Origin of the sequence: Streptomyces sp. ICN903 (assembly GCF_022015835.1) — a bacterium.
Lineage (GTDB): Bacteria > Actinomycetota > Actinomycetes > Streptomycetales > Streptomycetaceae > Streptomyces > Streptomyces fenghuangensis.
In genome coordinates this window covers 21974-40021 of sequence record NZ_JAKMAY010000004.1, presented here as the reverse complement: position 1 = coordinate 40021, position 18048 = coordinate 21974, and the positions used below count along the sequence as shown (strand labels likewise).

Below are 18048 nucleotides of genomic sequence, written 5' to 3'. Positions count from 1 at the left end.
GCGTTTCCAGGGGGGAATCCATGCGCAGAAGAACCGTCACGACCCTGCTCGCCGCCGCTCTGCTCGGCCTGTCGTCCACGGCGTTAGGGGCCGGGCCGGCCCAGGCCGCCGGAGAGACCACACTGACCGCCGATCCGCTGGAGACCTGGCAGACCGACGGCATCGTATGGGTCCTGGCCTACGCACGGGGCGTCGTCTACGCGGGAGGCTCCTTCGAGCACATCCGCCCGCCCGGGGCCGCGCCCGGCACCGGCGAACTGCCGCGGAAGAACTTCGCCGCCTTCGACGCGGTGACCGGTGAGCCCCTCCCGTGCGCACCGGAGTTCACCGGAGGCGTGGAAACCGTACGGGCCCTGAAGCCGTCCCCCGACGGCTCGCTGCTCTACATCGGCGGCTCCTTCGGCAGCGCCGGGGGAGTGGGACGCTCCAACACCGCCGCCCTGAACACCGGCGACTGCACCATCGGCTCCGACTGGAAGCCGGTGGTCTCCTCGACCGTGCGGGCCATCGACGTCACCGACGACACCGTCTACATCGGCGGCCAGTTCACCACCGTCCAGGGACAGACACGCGAACGCGTCGCGGCCCTGGCCCCCGACAGCACCCTGCTGCCCTTCAACGTCACCGTCCGGGGATCGTCGATCTCCAACGACCCCATCCCCGGCGTCAACGCCATCACCGCCGCCCCGCACCTGAACAAGGTCATCATCGGCGGCCGGTTCACCTCCATCAACGGCAGCCTCCTGAACAGCGTGCACGCACTGGTCGGCCTGGACGCGACCACCGGGCGGATCGTCAACCACTTCACCGGCTGGATTCCGCGCAAGTCCGCGGTGAAGTCCCTGGTCAACGACGGCACCAACTTCTACCTGGGAGCCGAGGGCACCGGCGGCGGAGTCTTCGACGGCCGCGCGGCCGGACGGCTCTCGGACGGAGCGATGCTGTGGAAGGACACCTGCCTGGGCGCCACCCAGGCCGTGGTGCCCCACCGGGGCGTGCTCTACAGCGGCTCGCACGCGCACAACTGCGGCGACACCCCCGGCGGCTTCCCCGAGCACCGCAACCGCCAGCACCTGCTGGCCCAGTCGATCTCCGACGAGACGATCCTGCCGTGGTTCCCCGACACCAACGACGGCATCGGCGAGCAGATCGGCCCGCGCGCCATGGTCATGGCCGGCGAGATCCTGTGGACGGGCGGGGAGTTCACCACCGTCAACGAGGAACCGCAGCAGGGGCTGACCCGCTTCGCCGCCGGACCGGACACCGGAGCGCCCCAGGTGCCGCTGATGAGCGGCGCCACCGGAGCCAGGGGGAAGATCGAGCTCAGCTGGAAGGCCTCCTGGGACCGGGACGACGGGGTCCTGACCTACCTGCTCTACCGGGACGGAGTCCTCCTGACCTCCATCGAGCAGGACTCCCGCTACTGGGACCGGCCCATGATGGGCTACACCGACACCGTGGAGCCCGGCGCCACCCACCGCTACTCGCTGGAGGTCACCGACGGCACCAACCTCTCGGGACGCAACGGCCCCGTGTACGTGACAGCCGGCAGTTGACCCGACCGCACGCCGAGGAGCCGAGGAGAGCGGATGACGCACCGAGTTGGCTACGCGCCCGGGGTGTACGACTTGTTCCACGTCGGGCACCTGAACATCCTGCGGCACGCCAGGAGCCGCTGCGACTACCTGGTGGCCGGGGTGGTGTCCGACGAGATGGCCCGGCAGGCCAAGGGCAGGTCGCCGGTCGTGCCGCTCACCGAGCGGCTGGAGATCGTACGCAGCATCCGCTTCGTGGACGCCGCGTTCGTGGAGACGGTGCCCGACAAGCTGGAGACCTGGCGGCAGGTGCGCTTCGACGTCATCTTCAAGGGCGACGACTGGCGGGGTACGGAGAAGGGGGAGAAGCTGGAGCGCGACTTCGCCGGCGTCGGGGTCGAGGTCGTGTACTTCCCCTACACCGTCCACACCTCCAGCACCCTGCTGCGGCGGGCGCTCGACGGGCTGGTCGAGTCGGCCTGAGCCTGCCGCACGACGCGCCGCCGTCCCTCCGGCGGTCCTCACAAGGCCCTTTCGCCGCCCCGGCCCCGTGCGCCGGGGCGGCGAAAGGGCGAGCGGCCGGTCAGCGGGCGGGGGCGGACAGCTCGCGGTACCACTTGGCCAGGAACGCCGGCAGGAACAGCAGATGGGCGGCGAGCAGCGCGCAGTACAGCACCAGGAACAGCTCGCGGTCGCCCAGGAAGAGGAACACCGCGCACAGCAGCCCGTAGTCCACCGGCAGCAGCGCCACCGAGCGGAGCATGGAGGGCGCGGGGGGCGCGGGCACCCCTGTCCCGGAGCCCGCCGCGTTCCGCTTCAGCTGCTCGGTGAGGACGCCGCCGAAGAAGACCGTCACGGCGGCGAACTGGAAGGCGAGGGGGATGAGCAGGTACACCGGGTCGGAGAAGCCGAAGTGGCGGTGGAAGCAGACGAGCACCGCCGTGTGGAGCGCGAGCATCTTCGCGCAGTCCACCACATGGTCCAGCCACTCCCCGGCCGGGCCGCCCCGCCGCGTCAGCCGGGCGAGCTGCCCGTCGGCCGAGTCCAGCGCGAAGCCGGTCACCAGAGCGGCGAACACCACCAGCGCCAGACCGCGGGAGGGCGGCAGCAGGGCGATCAGCGCCACCCCCGTGAACGTGAACACCGCGCTGACCGCCGTGACCTGGTTGGGCGACATCCGCGCACCGTAGGCCGCGGCGGCCAGTAACCGGCCGGCCGGCCGGTTGACGTACCGCGAGTACAGCGACACCCCCCTGGCCGGCTTCTGTGCCGCCGCCAACTCCCCCACCGCGTAACGGAACCGGCTCACCGTCTCTCCCCCCAACTCGGATCCCCACTCGAAGCACGCGAGCACGCGAGCACATCATGGCAGGCGGCCCCCGCGGGCTCCCCGGCACCGCGAGCCGGATGCTGTCCGCCCGGGCGTCCGGTCCGCCGGGCGCCCCGAGCCGCCCGATTCGCCCGTCCGGGGCATTTCGCCGAACGGATCATGCGAGAATCCGAGGGCGGCCGACGGGGCGAGGAAAGGGACAGACGTTGCGGGGCGGAGCCGGATCTTGAGACTGCTGCACACCTCCGACTGGCACCTGGGCCGGAGTTTCCACCGGGTGAGCCTGCTGTCCGCCCAGGAGGCGTTCGTCGACCACCTGGTGGAGGTGGCGCGCACCGAACGCGTCGACGCCGTCCTCGTCGCCGGGGACGTCTACGACCGGGCGGTGCCGCCGCTGGCCGCCGTCGAACTCTTCGACGACACCCTGCACCGCCTGGCGGACCTCGGCGTGCCGACGGTCATGATCTCCGGCAACCACGACTCGGCCCGCCGGCTGGGGGTGGCCGCCGGACTCATCGAGCGGGCGGGCATCCATCTGCGCACCGACCCCGCCGGCTGCGCCACCCCCGTCCTGCTGTCCGACGCCCACGGCGAGGTGGCGTTCTACGGTCTGCCCTACCTGGAGCCGGCCCTGGTCAAGGACCATTTCGGGGTGGAGAGGGCCGGGCACGCGGCGGTGCTGGGCGCCGCCATGGACCGGGTGCGCGCCGACCTGGCCGCCCGCCCCGCCGGAACCCGCTCGGTCGTCCTCGCCCACGCCTTCGTCACCGGGGGAGAGCCCTCCGACAGCGAGCGCGACATCACCGTGGGCGGCGTCGCCTCCGTCCCGGCCTCCGTCTTCGAGGGCGCCGACTACGCGGCGCTCGGCCACCTCCACGGCTGCCAGACACTCACCGAGCGGATCCGCTACTGCGGATCGCCGCTGGCCTACTCCTTCTCCGAGACCCACCACCGCAAGTCGGTGTGGCTGGTCGACCTCGGGCCGCGCGGGGAGGTGGCGGCCGAGCGGATCGACTGCCCGGTGCCGCGCCCGCTGGCGCGCGTCCGCGGGACGCTGGAGGAACTGCTCGCCGACCCCGCGCTGGAGCGCCACGAGCGGGCCTGGGTCGAGGCCACCCTCACCGACCCCGTCCGCCCGCGCGAGCCGATGGCCCGGCTCGCCGCCCGCTTCCCCCACGTCCTCACCCTCGTCTTCGATCCCGAGCGCGCCGAGCAGGACCCCCTCGCCTCCTACGGGCGCAGGCTGCGCGACCGCACCGACCAGGAGATCGCCGAGGACTTCGTCGCCCACGTCCGCGGCGGAGCGGGACCCGACGGGGGCGAACGGGCCCTGCTGAGCGCGGCCCTGGACGCCGTACGCGCCGACGCGGCCCGCACGGAGGCGCCCCGATGAGACTGCACCGGCTCGCCGTCACCGCCTTCGGGCCCTTCGGCGACACCCAGGAGATCGACTTCGACGAGCTGTCCGCCGCCGGACTGTTCCTGCTGCACGGACCCACCGGCGCGGGCAAGACCTCCGTGCTGGACGCCGTCTGCTACGCCCTGTACGGCGGGGTGCCCGGCGTCCGCCAGACCTCCGGCCCCGCCAGGCTGCGCAGCGACCACGCCGACCCCGGCACCCGCACCGAGGTGGTCCTGGACCTGACCGTCGGCGGGCGGCGGCTGGAGGTCACCCGGCAGCCCGAGCAGCGGCGCCCCAAGAAGCGCGGCACCGGGATGACCACCGACAAGGCCCAGTCCTGGCTGCGCGAGTACGACGCCGCGGCCGGCACCTGGAAGGCGCTCAGCCGCTCCCACCAGGAGATCGGCGAGGAACTGGCCCAGTTGCTGGGCATGAGCCGCGAGCAGTTCTGCCAGGTGGTGCTGCTGCCGCAGGGCGACTTCGCGCGCTTTCTGCGGGCCGGTGCGGAGGAGCGCGCGAAACTGCTGGGCCGCCTGTTCGACACCCACCGCTTCGCCGCCGTCGAACAGCACCTGGCCGAGCTGCGCACCGCCGCGCAGCGCCGGGTGCGCGACGGCGACGAGCGGCTGCTCGCCCTGGCCCACCGCATGCGGCAGGCGGCCGGAGGCGCCACCGAGCCGGGCGACGGACCGGACGGCGACCCCTTCGCCGGTCTCTCCCCCGGCGACCTCGGCCTGGCCGACGCCGTACTCGGGTGGGCCGCGCCCGCCAGAGCCCTGGCCCGCGAACGGCTGGACGCCGCGGCCTCGGCCCTGCGCCTGGCCGAAGAGGCCCACACCGACGCCCGGCGGCGGCTGGACGAGGCGCGCGAGCTGGAACGGCGGCGCAGGCGGTACGCGCAGGCCCGGCGGCGCGCCGGGGAGCTGGCCGCGCGGGAGGAGGAGTACCGCGCCGACCGCGCCCGGCTGGAGCGGGCCCGCGCCGCCGACGCCGTCGCCCCCGCCCTCGCCCTGCGGGAGGAGGCCGAGAGGGAGGGCCGCGAGGCCGCGTACGCCGAGGAGCGGGCCCGCGCCGGACTACCCGGCGAGGCGGCCCAGGCCCCCGCCGAGCGACTGGCGGACCTGGAACGCGCCACCCGCCGGGAGCTGGGCGCACTGGAGGCCGCCCGGCGCGCCGAGGAGCGCGTCGCCCGGCTCGACGGCGAACTCACCCGGCTGGAGCGGGAGTCGGGTTCGGACGAGGAAACACTGCGCGAGGCGGAGGAGTGGCTGGAAGGGTGGGAGGCCACCCGCGCCGCCCACCAGCGGAACGTGGACGCCGCCGCGGAGGCCGCGCCCCTGGCCGAGCAGCTCGCCCGGCGACTGGACGGCCTGCGGCGCGCCCTGGACGCCGCCCGCCGCCGCGACATCCTCACCGCCGAGCGGGAAGCGGCCGGCGCCGAGCTGTCGGCCGCTCTCGAGCGGGCCCTGACCGCCAAGGAGCACTGGCTGGAGGTCAAGGAGCGGCGCCTGCGCGGTATCGCGGCCGAGCTCGCCGCCGGGCTGGAGGAGGGTGAGCCGTGCGCGGTGTGCGGCTCCCGCGAACACCCCGACCCGGCCCGTCCCGGGAACGGGCACGCGGACCGGAGCGCCGAGGAGAGCGCTCTGGCCGGCTACCAGCGGGCGGAGGACCTGCGGCGGCGGGCCGAGCAACGGCTGGAGTCCATACGCGACCGGCTGGCCGCGGCGGACGAGGAGGCGGGCGGGACGCCCGCGGCCGAACTCGCCGAGCAGGTCGCCGCTTTGGAGAAGGAACACGCCGCCGCCCGGCAGGCGGCCTCCGGCGTGCGGGACGCCCGCGCGGCCCTGGAGCGCGCCGTCCGCGAGCACGACGCCCGCCTGGCCGTCCGGCGGGAGGCCGAACGGCGCACGGCCTCCCGCGTCTCCCGGCGCGAGGCGCTGCTGGGGGAGCGGGACGAGCTGGCCGAGCAGGTGGCCCGGGCCCGGGGCGAGGCCCCCTCCGTCGCCCACCGGGCGGCCGAACTGGAGCGCCTGGCACGGCGGCTGGCCGGTGCCGCCGAGGCCGCGGCCGCCGCCGAGGCCGCCGCGCTGCGGCTGAAGGAGGCCGACGCCCGGCTCGCGGACGCCGTCTGGCGCGCCGGGTTCGACACCCCGCGGGCCGTCGCCGGCGCCCGGCTCACCGGCGACGAGCAGCGCCTGCTGCAGCGCCGCATCGACGACCGGCAGGCCGAGGAGGCGGCCGTCGCGGCCGAACTGGCCGCCCCCGAGCTGGCGGACCTCACACCCGAGGACCTCGAAACGGCCGACTCCGAAACGGCCGGCACCGCCGGGGCCGAGGCCGCGCTGGCGGCGGCCGTGGCACGGCTGAACGCCGCCTCCGCCGCCCACGCCGAGGCCCGCACCCGCTGCGAGCAGCTCGACCGGCTCTCCGCCCGGGCCCTGGCCGACACCCGGGAACTCGCCCCGCTGCGCGAGGAGTACGACCGCGTCGCCCGGCTGGCGGCCCTCACCGCCGGTACGTCGGCGGAGAACGAGCACCGGATGCGGCTGGAGTCCTATGTGCTGGCCGCCCGTCTGGAGCAGGTCGCCGCCGCGGCCAGCGCCCGCCTGGCGTACATGTCCGCGGGCCGCTACACCCTCGTCCACTCCGACGCACGCGCCTCCGGTCGCGGCCGCTCCGGGCTCGGTCTGCACGTGATCGACGCCTGGACGGGCAACGAGCGCGACACCGCCACCCTCTCCGGCGGCGAGTCCTTCTTCGCCTCCCTCGCCCTCGCCCTCGGCCTGGCCGACGTGGTCTGCGAGGAGGCGGGCGGGCTGCGCCTGGACACCCTCTTCATCGACGAGGGATTCGGCAGTCTGGACGACCAGACCCTCGACGAGGTGCTGGACGTCCTGGACTCCCTGCGCGAACGCGACCGCAGCGTCGGCATCGTCAGTCACGTCGCCGATCTGCGCCGGCGCATCCCGGCACAGCTGGAGGTGGTCAAGACCCGCTCCGGCTCCGCCGTCCGGCACCGGGTGCCGAAAACCGGGTGACGGCCGGCGGGTCGCACCGCGAGGATGACGGACCATGCCCTCCGAAGCGAACCCCGGCGCTCCCCGCCGCGACCCCCTGCCCCTGCTCGGCCGCACCGCCCTGGTCACCGGCGCCTCCCGCCGGGCCGGGATCGGCTACGCGATCGCCCGCCGGCTGGTCGCGTACGGCGCGAGCGTCCACCTCCACCACCACACACCCCACGACGCCGAGCAGCCCTGGGGAGCGGACCCGGACGGCCCCGGAGCGCTCGCCGCGGATCTGCGGACGCTCGCGGCCGACGGCGCGACCGTCACCCACGGCCCCGGCGACCTCACCGCCCCCGGCGCCCCGGCGGAAGTCGTCGGCGCCGCTGCCGAGGCCCTCGGCGGACGGCTGGACATCCTGGTCGCCAACCACGCCCTCAACGGCCGCGACGGCACCCTCGACGAGATCGACGCCGACATGCTGGACGCCCACTGGGCGGTGAACACCCGCTCCACGGTGCTGCTGGTCCAGGCGTACGCGCGCCTGCGCGGCGAGGGGCGGGACGGCGGCCGGGTGGTGATGACGACCTCCGGCCAGGACCAGGGCACCGGCATGCCGGGCGAGATGGCCTACGCACTGGCCAAGGGGGCGCTGGCCTCCGTCACCCGGAGCCTGGCGACCGCCCTGGCCCGACGGGGCGTCACCGTCAACACGGTCAACCCCGGCCCGGTGGACACCGGCTACGCCACCGGCGAGACCCATGCGTTCATCGCCTCCCTCTTCCCCGGCGGGCACTGGGGAAGGCCGGACGACCCGGCCCGGCTGGTCGCCTGGCTCGCCACCGACGAGGCGGCCTGGATCACCGGCCAGGTCATCACCTCCGACGGCGGCTTCGGCCGCTGACGCCGCCGACACCGCCGACGCCGCCGACGCCGCCGACGCCGCCGACACCGCCGACACCGGCGGGCACGGAGCCCGCCGGCGTCAGCGGCCCGCGACGGGCGTCAGGAAACGGGCTTGAGGTGGACCGGCAGGGACCGGTGGCCGTTGGCGATGAACGACGCCTGGGGCACGGGTCCGTCCGCCCCGGCGGCCGGCCGGATGTCGGGGAAGCGCTCGAAGAGGGCCGGGAGCGCGATGGCGGCCTCCATACGGGCCAGGGGCGCGCCCAGGCAGAAGTGGACGCCGTAGCCGAACGCCAGGTGCTCCCGCTCGGTGCGGGTGAGGTCGAAGGCGTCGGCGTCCTCGCCGTGGAGGGCGGGATCGCGGCCCGCGGCGCCGAAGGCGAGGATGATGGGATCGCCCCTGCGGATCAGCACGCCGTCGAGGTCGATGTCCTCCACCGCGTAGCGCAGGGGCATGTGCATGATCGGGCCCTCGACGCGCAGCGTCTCCTCGATCACGTCGTCCCAGCTCGCCCTCCCCTCCCGTACCAGGGCGAGCTGGCCGGGCCGGGTGATCAGGGCGTGGACGGCCTTGGCGATCAGGTTGACGGCCGTCTCGCTGCCCGCGCCGATCATCAGCACGAGGGTGCTGATCAGCTGGTCCTCGTCGAAGGCGAAGTCGCCGTCGCGGGCGGCGATCAGCTCGGTGGTCATGTCGTCGCCCGGCCGGACGCGCTTGACGTCCGCGAGTGCGCGCATGCAGGCCCACATCTCGGCGTAGGCCGCCCGAGCCTCCCGGGGGGAGGCGCCGGTGTTCAGGACGGCGTCCATGACCCGGCGGGTCCAGGCGCGCATGTCGGCGGGGACGCCGAACAGCTCGCAGATCACCTCGTTGGGAATGATGTAGGCGAACTTCGCGCGCAGATCGACCGCCTCGCCCGGATCGGCGGCCTCCAAAGAGGTGATCAGCCCGTCGACGATCTCCTGGACGCGGGGGCGCAGCGCCTCGGTGCGGCGGGGCGTGAAGGAGGGGGCGATCATGTTGCGCAGCCGGCGGTGCTCGGCGCCGTAGCTGGTGAAGGCGCTGACCACCCGCACCCACACGTTCAGCGACCAGTCCTGGGGTATTCGCTCCAGCTCGGGCCAGTGCCGCCTCGGGTCACGGGAGACGCGCCGGTCGCCGGCCAGCCGCTTGATGTACTCGTGCCCGGTCACCGACCACGCGACCACCCCACCGGGAAGCCCCACCCGCGTCGCCGGCCCCCGGGCGCGGAGGCGGGCCGCCTCGCCGTGGAGGTCCCGGCCTGTGGGGTCGAGGACGGGGATGTCGGGGGATTCCATGACTGGCCTCCGGTTGTCGTGTCGGACGGTGCGGAAGTGCGCGCGGGCGCGGAGCCGTACCCGGAGCCGGGCACGGGGCCGGACGAGGGCAGCGGCGGGAAGGTCACCGGAAGCGCCGACAGGCTGCGGTGGAACGGACCCGGCCGCCAGGTCAGTTCGGACGCCGGGACGGCCAGCGCCACGTCGGGCAGCAGATCCAGCAGCGTCTCGATGGCCACGTCGGTGATGATCTGGGAGACGTCCTGGGCCGGGCACACGTGCGGCCCCGCGCCGAACGCCAGATGGGCGTGGTTGGCCGCCCGGCGGTCGCCGCCGCCGTCGCGCGGCTGCCGGGTGTTGGCCGCCGCGTGGCTGACGAGCACCGGGACACCCGGCGGGATCAGCAGCCCGGCGCCGGAGTCGTCGCGCAGGTCGTACTCGTTCGTGGCGTAGTGGAAGCAGAAGTTCGCCATCGGCGACTGCTCCCACAGCACCTCGTTGAGGGCGTCGGAGACGGTGAGGCTGCCGCCGGACAGATCACCGGCGAACCTGTCGTCGGTCAGCAGCAGCATGACGGAGCTGGAGATCCAGGCCGACTGCGGCACGGTGCCCGCGCCGACGAGGACCACCAGCTGGTGGATTATCTCCTCGTCCGACAGCCCCAGCGGGTGGTGCAGCAGCCAGGAGGTCACGTCGGTGCCGGGGGAGCGGCGCTTGGCGGCGACGAGTTCGCCCAGGCAGCGGGCCAGGTCCTCGCTGCCCTGCTGGGCCGTGGCGGGTTCGGCGTCGATCATCCGGGCGCAGGCCCGGGACATCCGGCCCGCCAGCGCGTCGTCGCAGCCGAAGAGCTGGGTGAACACCAGTGCCGGAAGCCGCTCGGCGTACTGGGAGACCAGGTCCGCCGAGCCGACGGGGCCGAACTCGCCGATCAGCGCGGTCGCGCTGCGCCGCACGAAGGCGCGCACGCGGTAGGAGTCGACGCGGGCCAGCGTGTCGTCGACGGTCCTGCGCAGCCGCAGGTGCCGGTCGCCGTCGGCGAACAGCAGGCTGGGCCGGAAACCCATCATGGGGACGACCTGGTTGTCCATCGGGATCAGCCCCTGGTTCAGGGCCGTCCAGCGGCGGGCGTCCTTGCTGAACCGCGAGCTGCGCAGCACCTCCAGGGCCGCGCCGTAGTCGGTGACCACGATCGCGGGGACGCCGGGGGCGAGCTCCACCCAGCTCGCCGGGCCCTGCGCGCGCAGCTCGGCGTAGGTGCTGTCCGGGTCGGCGGCGAAGGCGGGGCCGTACAGCCGCGGCAGCCCGGCGCCAGGGGCGCCCGGGGGCCGGTGGGCGGGGCAGCCCGGCGGCAGAGCCGTGCCCGGGCCGGAAGGCGGGATCGTCACGGAACGTGCTCCTGGTAGTGGGTGCGGACGTGTTTGACCAGGGCGATCAGCGCCCGTGCGGCGGACACGCGGTTCCGCGCGTCGCAGTCGACCAAGGGAGTCTCGGGCCGCAGGTCGAGGGCCTCGCGGAGCTCCTCCTCGGGGAAGTGCGGTGAGTCGGGGAAGGAGTTGAGGGCGACCGCGTACGGCAGACCGTGCCCCTCCACCGTCTCCATCGCGTCGAAGGAGGCGTCCAGGCGCCGGGTGTCGGCCAGCACCAGGGCCCCGTAGGCGCCGAGGGCCAGTTGCCGCCACACCGGGGCCACCCGCATGAAGCGCTGCTGGCCGGGCGCGCCGAACAGGTACAGCACCAGCTCGGGGGAGAGGGTGAGGCGGCCGAAGTCCATCGCGACGGTGGTGGTCCTCTTGTCCTCCACGCCCCTGAGGTCGTCCACCAGCGCGCCGGCCTGCGTCATGACCTCCTCGGTCCGCAGCGGCTCGATCTCGCTGACCGCGCCGATCAGTGTGGTCTTGCCGACGCCGAACGGCCCGACGACCAGGAGCTTGGCGGCGGTCTGGACGGTGTCGCGGACGTAGATGCCACCGTCAGAGAATGTTGTTGAGGCCATCCAGGACCTTCTCCAGGACGTCGAGGTCGGTGGGCCGGGCCACCGGCGGGGGCTTGCGGGCGACCATGTGGCCGCTGTCGATCAGGTCCGCCAGCAGGATGGTGGTGACGGACACCGGCAGCCGTACGTGGCCGGCGACCTCGGCCACCGACAGGTAGCCGCCCCGGCACAGCCGGACCATCCTCTGCTGCTCGGGCTCCAGTTCGGCCACCGGCCGGTCGCCGGTGGCGGTGACCAGGGTGACCAGTTCCAGGGTGTGGGTGTTGCGGCTGGGCCGGTTGCGGCCGCCGGTGATGACGTACTGCCGGACCAGGTCCGTGCGTACGCGGCGGGGGGTCATGTCGGGCCGTCCGCGTCGTGGCGGGGTTCGCTGGTCATCTGCCCGCCGAGCTGGGCCACCAGCTGGTGCATCCGGAAGCCGACGGCCTCCACGTCCGCCGCGCCGGAGGTGCCCACGGCCAGGAAACTCCCGTCGCCCGCCCGGATGGTGATGACGTATCCGTCGCGGAACTGCGTCAGGCTCTGCTCCCAGGAGTCCGGTGCGGAGCGGCACAGCCGGGCGCTGGCGCTGGAGGTGGCCTGGACGCCGGCCAGGGCGGCGGCGGTCTGCTCGGCGGTGTCCCGGTCCAGGCCCGGGGTGCAGGCCCGGACCAGGCCGTCCCCCGAGACCAGCAGGGCGTCGTGGACCTCGGGCTGGTCCATGATCTGCCCCAGCATCCAGGCCAGTTTCTCGTTGTCGAAGATCATGCCTCGGTGTTCCCTTCAGACCCGTCCGGTTCGGACCCTCCGGACGTCGACGTGTTGCGCTGCGCGGTCCGCGCGGCACGGGCGAAACCGCCCAGGGCGGCCGCGGAGTCCCGCGGCGAGCGGCCGGGCGCCGGCTGCCCGGCGGACCGGGGTGCGGGGGTGGAGGGCGCCGGTGCGCCGGAGGTGCGCCGCCGCCGCTTGGGCAGCCCGCCCGCGGTGGTCGCCCCCGCCGGATCCGCCGGACCCACCGCCGCCTCGGTGGCCGTCACGTCGGCCGCTTCGGCGGTCGCCGCAGCGGCGGCCCGCGGCCGGGCGCCGGACGAACCGAGCGAGGCCACCGGCTGGGCGGGGGCCGGGTCGGTGAGCAGCGAGCTGGGCAGGAAGGCCACGGCCCGCACCCCGCTGTAGGGGGACTTGGTCACCGACACCTCGAACCCGTACCGGCTGCTCAGCATGCCGATCACGGCGAAACCGAACTTCGGGGGGTCGCCGAGCCGGGTGACGCTGACGGGCCCCTGCCCCGACAGCAGGCGCTGGGCCCGCTCCCGCTCGCCGGGCTGGAGGCCCACGCCCTTGTCGTCCACGATGACGGACAGCCCGTTGTGCACGCGTTCGAACTGCACCAGCACCTGGGTGTCCGGGTGTGAGTAGCGGGTGGCGTTCTCCAGCAGTTCGGCGAGCGCGAGCACCAGGCCCTCCACGGCCCGCCCCACGACGGCGCGGTCCCCCTCGTCGTGGAAGATCCTGACGCGCCGGAAGTCCAGGATGCGGCTGACCGCGCCCCGCACCACGTCGCTGAGCGTGGTGGCGTCGTGCTGTCGGCCCGGGTACGAGCCGCACACCACGGTGATCGCCTGGGCGCGGCGCAGGATCTGGGCGGTGGCGTGGTCGACCACCTGCAGATCGCCCAGCACCTCGGGCGAGTCGTGCTTGCGGAGCATGTCGGTGACGGCCATCTGCTGCTTGTTGGCCAGCGCCTGGAGGGTGCGGGCCACGGACAGCAGCGTCGTCTGGGTCATCTGCGCGGTACGGCCCTCGGCGTCGGTGAGGGCGCGCACGACCTGCTCCTGGAGGTCGTCGAGATGGCGGGCGAACGGCGTTCCGGCCAGTTCCGCGGAGACCGGCGGGAGGTCCGGCACCGGCTGCCGGTCGCTGACGGCCTGGACGGTCGCCGGCAGGCTCACCCCGGCCAGCCGGGCCAGCTCGGCGTCCCGCGCCCGGCTGCCGGAACGGGCTTCGGACAGCTGTGTCCGCAGCCCGCGGATCAGACGGGCCTGGCGTACCGCCACCGGCGTGAGGGCCACGGCCAGGCCCGAGCCGAACAGACTCGCCACGGTCGTTATATCGGTCATCAACTTTCCTCGCGGGCGCGTCGTTGCGGGAAGAAACGGTCAAACCGCCGGATGGTGCCGACCGGGGCGACCGCCGGTCGCGTGCGACGACAGCGTAGGGCCCGGGAGCGTGCGAGGGAGGGGAAATGGCCAGGTTGTGGCCCTGCGGGCGATCATCTGATATGGCGTCGGACCGGAGCGCCGCGGCGATGCCCGGAGAGAGGGCCGCGGTGGTTTCCGCAAATCCGGCATGTACGCCAGCAACGTGTCGAAAGGGTGACGGAAGGGAGGCCGGCCTCCGTGGGGCGCGCGGTGTGGCCCACGCGCCCCACGGGGCACCGCACGGCGCTCGGAGCGCGACCCGCGCGTGGTTCAGAGCGCGGAGAGCTCCGTCACCAGGTCGTCCAGGCCCAGTGAGCCCAGGGACAGCGCGTCCATGTGCCACTTCCGGGCGTCGAAGGCGTCGCCGTGCGCCGCGCGGGCGGCCGCACGCCCCTTGAGCCAGGCGCGTTCGCCCAGCTTGTAGCCGATCGCCTGGCCCGGCATGCCCAGGTAGCGCACCAGCTCGCTCTCGACGTGGTCGGCCGGCAGACCGCTGTGCATGCCGAAGAACTCCTGGGCCAGCCGCGGTGTCCAGCGCTCGCCGGGGTGGAAGGGGGAGTGGTCCGGGATCTCCAGCCCCAGGTGCATGCCGATGTCCACGATGACCCGCACGGAGCGCATCATCTGCGCGTCCAGATAGCCCAGCCGCAGCTCGGCGTCGTGCAGGAAGCCGAGCTCGTCCATCAGCCGCTCCGCGTACAGCGCCCAGCCCTCGGCGTTGGCGCTGACCATCCCCACCGACGTCTGGTAGCGCGAGAGCCGGTCGGCGACGTACGTCCACTGGGCGAGCTGGAGGTGGTGGCCGGGAACGCCCTCGTGGTACCAGGTGGTGACCAGCTCGTAGACGGGGAAGCGGGTCCGCCCCATCGCCGGCAGCCAGGTGCGGCCGGGCCGGGAGAAGTCCAGTGACGGCTCGGTGTAGTACGGCGCGGCGGCGCTGCCCGGCGGGGCGATCATGGACTCCACGCGCCGGACCGGCCCGGCCAGGTCGAAGTGCGTGCCGTCCAGCTTCTCGATCGCCTCGTCCATCAGCTCCTGGAGCCACACCCGGGTCTCCTCCACGCCCTCGATCGCCCGGCCGTGCGTGTCGAGGTGGCGCAGCGCCTCCCACGGGGTCGCGGCGCCCGGCAGGACCCTGGCGGCCTCCGAGCGCATCTCGGCGTGGATGCGGTGGTACTCCTCCCAGCCGTAGGCGTACGCCTCCGCCAGGTCCAGGTCGGTGCCGTTCCAGTAGCGCGCCCACCGGCGGTACCGCTCGCGGCCCACGGTGTCCGGGGCTCCGTGGACGGCCGGGGCGTAGGTGTCGCGCAGCCAGTCGCGCAGACCGGCCACCGCGCCGGCGGCCGCGGCGGCGCCTCTGTCCAGCTCGGCGCGCAGGGAGCCGGGGCCGCCGGCGGCGAAGGAGGCGAACCAGTCCGCGCCGCCGCCCTCGCCCAGCCACTGGCCGAGCTGCCCGATCACGGTGTCCACCTGGCGCGGACCGGCCGGAAGCCCGCCGGCCAGGCCCTTGGCCAGCGAGGCGCGGTAACCCTCCAGGGCGGCCGGCACGGCCGCCATCCGCCGGGCGACGGCCGCCCAGTCCTCGTCGGTGGCGGTCGGCATGAGCGTGAAGACGCTGCGTACCGAGTGCACCGGGGAGTGGAGGTTGCTGACGGCGCGCAGCCCCTCGCCCGCCTCGTGCACGGCGAGCCCTGCGGTCAGCCGCTCGCGCAGCAGTCGCGCGCAGCGCCGCTCGGCGTCGCCGTCCCCGCCGGGCCGCCGCTCGGCCTCGGCGAGCCGCTCCAGGGTGGCGCGGTCCAGGGCGGCCTGGGCCTCCTGGCCGTCGGGGGAGAAGTCGGGCAGTTCCTTCGGGCCGCCGGGGAGACCGAGGTAGGTGCCCAGGATCGGGTCGAGCGCGACCAGGTCGTCGACATAGGCGTCGGCGACCCGGCGGGGCAGGGGCGCGGCGCCGTGTGCGGTCTCGGACGCTGTGCCGGTCGGGGTGCCGGTCGGGGTGTTCGTGGCATCGGACATGGGCCTCATCCTGGTACGGCGGTGCCCGCCGCGTCACGGGGGAGGCCGCCGGAGCGCCGCGGGTCAGCCCGGCCGTTCGGACGGCAGCAGCGGGCCGCACGTCCACTGCTGGAAGATCAGCCGCGTCTCGACCCGGGCGACCTCCCGGCGAGAGGTGAACTCGTCCAGCACCAGCCGCTGCAGATCGGCGGTCCCGGCGACCGCGACATGGACCAGGTAGTCGTCGGGACCGGTCAGGTGGAACAGCGCCCGCGACTCCGGCAGCGCTCGTACTCGCTCCACGAAGGGGCCGATCAACTCCCTTCTGTGGGGCCGGACCTGTACCGAAAGAAAGGCCTCCAGGGGCCTTCCGAGTTTGGCCGGATCCAGCCGTAGCGCATGGCCGAGGATCACCCCGCCGCGACGCAGCCGCGCCACCCGGTCCAGACAGGTCGAGGGGGCCACGCCGACGGCGGCGGCGAGATCGCGGTAGGTGGTCCGGGCGTCGTTCTGCAGAAGGCGCAGAATCTCCAGATCAACCGGGTCGAGAACGACTGAATCGGACATTCGCCGAACATAACACGACCGGATTCCGCTACACGCCGGTAGTTGTTCAGCATCGCGGCATGACCCACCAGGACAGCATGGACACGACACCGCCGGCCGTCACCCGAACGCTGGCCACCGAGGCCGTGCACGCCGGACGCGAGGACCTCGCCGCCCTCGGCCTGCACGCCGCCCCCCTGGACCTGTCCACCACCTACCCCTCCCACGACAGCCGGGCCGAGGCCGCCCGGCTGGACGAGTTCGCCGCCACCGGCGCCCGGCTGCAGGGCCCGCCGGTCTACGCCCGGCTCGACAACCCCACCGTGGCCCGCTTCGAGACGGCCCTGGCCCGGCTGGAGGGCGCCGAGGCGGGCGTGGCCTTCGCCAGCGGCATGGCGGCCCTGACCGCCGTGCTCCTGGTGCGCGCCGCCCAGGGGCTGCGGCACGTCGTCGCGGTCCGGCCGCTGTACGGCTGCAGCGACCACCTGCTCGGCAGCGGACTGCTGGGCACCGAGGTGACCTGGACCGACCCGGCGGGCATCGCCGACGCCATACGCCCCGACACCGGCCTGGTGATGGTGGAGACACCGGCCAACCCCACTCTGGCCGAAATCGACCTGAAGGCCGTGGCGCACTCCTGCGGGTCCGTGCCGCTGCTGGTCGACAACACCTTCGCCACCCCCGTGCTGCAGCGGCCGGTCGAGCACGGTGCCCGCATCGTGCTGCACAGCGCCACCAAGTACCTGGGCGGCCACGGCGACGTCCTCGGAGGCGTCGTCGCCTGCGACGAGGAGACGGCCCGCGAGCTGCGGAAGGTGCGCTTCGCCACCGGCGGCGTGCTCCACCCGCTCGCCGGCTACCTGCTGCTGCGCGGCCTGTCCACGCTGCCGGTGCGGGTACGGGCGCAGTCGGCCACGGCCGCGGAACTGGCCCGGCGACTGGCGGACGATCCGCGGATCGCCCGGGTGTACTACCCGAGGCTGGGCGGCGCCATGGTCTCCTTCGAGGTCAGGGGGGAGCCGCACGAGGTGATCGCGGGAGTGCGGCTGATCACCCCGGCGGTCAGCCTCGGCAGCGTGGACACCCTCATCCAGCACCCCGGGTCCATCAGCCACCGCATCGTCTGCGAGGACGACCGCCGCACCGGCGGGATCGGCGAGAAGCTGCTGCGGATGTCGGTCGGCCTGGAGGACGTCGAGGACCTGTGGAACGACCTCGACGCGGCGCTCGGCTCCGCCCGGGAAGCCGGGGGCGGGGCCGGGCGCCGCGCCGGGAACGCCGAGGAGGACGCCGCGGGCGTCAGCGCGGTCCCGTCGGGGCGGCTGCCGGAACCGGGACGAGCCGGGCGGTGATCACCAGGGTGCCCTCCTCGACCTGGTAGTCCAGCGGCAGCCCCAGGCCGCGCATGGCCGCCACCATGCCGGTGTTGTGCGACTGCGTCACGGCGTAGACGCTCTCGCACCGCGCCTCGGCGGCCATCGCCACCAGACGGCGCAGCAGTTCGGCGCCGATGCCGCGGCGCTGCCAGACGTCCTCGACGAGGAGGGCCACCTCCGTCTCGTCGCCGTCCCACATCAGATGGCCGAGCGCCACCAGCTTCCCCGACGCCGTCTCGGCCGCCAGGGTGCGGCCGAAACGCGGGCTGAGCAGGTGGTCCAGATAGCGGTCGGCGTCCCTGACCGGACCGTGGTAGCGCGCGGCCAGGGTGCGCGCCGAGCAGCGCCGGTGCATCGCGCGCGCGGCCTCCAGATCGCAGGTGTCCGCCCGCCGTACGGTGATCTCGTTCCCCTCCGGGAGCGTGAGCGTCTCGCGGCGGCGCGGCATCCGGCCCGCCGGCCCCGCCCCGGGGCCGGCCCCCAAGGC

At 74.3% G+C, this 18048-nt stretch carries 16 protein-coding genes; 6 read left to right on the top strand and 10 right to left on the bottom strand.

The genetic code is table 11. From position 1 onward, the window contains the following. Window positions 1-20: 20 nt before the first annotated feature. Both L7D48_RS00985 and L7D48_RS00980 read left to right on the top strand, forming a co-directional pair. Complete coding sequence (locus L7D48_RS00985) at window positions 21-1556, top strand: fibronectin type III domain-containing protein (protein WP_237876099.1); 1536 nt, start codon at window positions 21-23, stop codon at window positions 1554-1556. Between the two features lie 33 nt (window positions 1557-1589). Further along, window positions 1590-2018, top strand: coding sequence for an adenylyltransferase/cytidyltransferase family protein (locus L7D48_RS00980; RefSeq protein ID WP_093658393.1), 429 nt, complete (start codon window positions 1590-1592; stop codon window positions 2016-2018). Between the two features lie 100 nt (window positions 2019-2118). Here the strand turns inward: L7D48_RS00980 and L7D48_RS00975 are convergent, their stop codons facing one another. Continuing rightward, on the bottom strand, window positions 2119-2844 hold the full coding sequence (locus L7D48_RS00975) for a CDP-alcohol phosphatidyltransferase family protein (RefSeq protein WP_237876096.1): 726 nt from the start codon (window positions 2842-2844) through the stop codon (window positions 2119-2121). Window positions 2845-3091: 247 nt separating this feature from the next. Between L7D48_RS00975 and L7D48_RS00970 the strand changes: the two genes are divergently transcribed. Genes L7D48_RS00970 through L7D48_RS00960 form a run of 3 tightly spaced genes read left to right on the top strand, consistent with a single transcriptional unit; the run spans window position 3092 to window position 8173 of the window. Continuing rightward, the gene (locus L7D48_RS00970) at window positions 3092-4258 is read left to right on the top strand and encodes an exonuclease SbcCD subunit D (RefSeq protein WP_237876093.1); all 1167 of its coding nucleotides are present in this window, start codon (window positions 3092-3094) and stop codon (window positions 4256-4258) included. After that, window positions 4255-7305 carry an AAA family ATPase gene (locus L7D48_RS00965; RefSeq protein WP_237876091.1) on the top strand — a complete coding sequence of 1017 codons (3051 nt, stop codon included), beginning with the start codon at window positions 4255-4257 and terminating at the stop codon, window positions 7303-7305. Before L7D48_RS00970 ends, L7D48_RS00965 begins: the two co-directional genes overlap by 4 nt. Before the next feature lie 34 nt (window positions 7306-7339). Continuing rightward, entirely contained in the window at window positions 7340-8173 is an 834-nt protein-coding gene (locus tag L7D48_RS00960) for an SDR family oxidoreductase (protein ID WP_237876089.1), read from the top strand. Between the two features lie 101 nt (window positions 8174-8274). Here the strand turns inward: L7D48_RS00960 and L7D48_RS00955 are convergent, their stop codons facing one another. The 8 genes from L7D48_RS00955 to L7D48_RS00920 all read right to left on the bottom strand — a co-directional run bounded on the left by L7D48_RS00955 (window position 8275) and on the right by L7D48_RS00920 (window position 16206). Next, the gene (locus L7D48_RS00955) at window positions 8275-9369 is read right to left on the bottom strand and encodes a cytochrome P450 (RefSeq protein ID WP_237876087.1); all 1095 of its coding nucleotides are present in this window, start codon (window positions 9367-9369) and stop codon (window positions 8275-8277) included. Next, entirely contained in the window at window positions 9366-10859 is a 1494-nt protein-coding gene (locus L7D48_RS00950) for a cytochrome P450 (protein WP_237876084.1), read from the bottom strand. Before L7D48_RS00950 ends, L7D48_RS00955 begins: the two co-directional genes overlap by 4 nt. Next, window positions 10856-11467: an ATP/GTP-binding protein gene (locus tag L7D48_RS00945; protein ID WP_237876083.1), complete on the bottom strand. Its 612-nt coding sequence runs from the start codon at window positions 11465-11467 to the stop codon at window positions 10856-10858. Before L7D48_RS00945 ends, L7D48_RS00950 begins: the two co-directional genes overlap by 4 nt. After that, complete coding sequence (locus tag L7D48_RS00940) at window positions 11445-11807, bottom strand: DUF742 domain-containing protein (RefSeq protein WP_237876081.1); 363 nt, start codon at window positions 11805-11807, stop codon at window positions 11445-11447. The genes L7D48_RS00945 and L7D48_RS00940 overlap by 23 nt, the downstream gene beginning before the upstream one ends. Next, window positions 11804-12214, bottom strand: coding sequence for a roadblock/LC7 domain-containing protein (locus L7D48_RS00935; RefSeq protein ID WP_237876079.1), 411 nt, complete (start codon window positions 12212-12214; stop codon window positions 11804-11806). The genes L7D48_RS00940 and L7D48_RS00935 overlap by 4 nt, the downstream gene beginning before the upstream one ends. Next, window positions 12211-13566, bottom strand: a complete 1356-nt coding sequence (locus tag L7D48_RS00930; protein WP_237876077.1) for an ATP-binding protein — start codon at window positions 13564-13566, stop codon at window positions 12211-12213. The genes L7D48_RS00935 and L7D48_RS00930 overlap by 4 nt, the downstream gene beginning before the upstream one ends. A gap of 351 nt (window positions 13567-13917) precedes the next feature. Next, entirely contained in the window at window positions 13918-15660 is a 1743-nt protein-coding gene (locus L7D48_RS00925) for a DUF885 domain-containing protein (protein WP_374490552.1), read from the bottom strand. Window positions 15661-15723: 63 nt separating this feature from the next. Then, complete coding sequence (locus L7D48_RS00920) at window positions 15724-16206, bottom strand: Lrp/AsnC family transcriptional regulator (protein ID WP_237876075.1); 483 nt, start codon at window positions 16204-16206, stop codon at window positions 15724-15726. 59 nt (window positions 16207-16265) lie between these two features. On the opposite strand from L7D48_RS00920, the gene L7D48_RS00915 reads away from it, so the two are divergent. Next, window positions 16266-17537: a PLP-dependent aspartate aminotransferase family protein gene (locus tag L7D48_RS00915; RefSeq protein ID WP_237876073.1), complete on the top strand. Its 1272-nt coding sequence runs from the start codon at window positions 16266-16268 to the stop codon at window positions 17535-17537. Here the strand turns inward: L7D48_RS00915 and L7D48_RS00910 are convergent. Beyond that, window positions 17485-18048 (bottom strand): GNAT family N-acetyltransferase (locus L7D48_RS00910; RefSeq protein ID WP_237876071.1); only part of this gene is annotated, 564 nt, incomplete at its 5' end. The two genes, L7D48_RS00915 and L7D48_RS00910, sit on opposite strands and share 53 nt — an antisense overlap.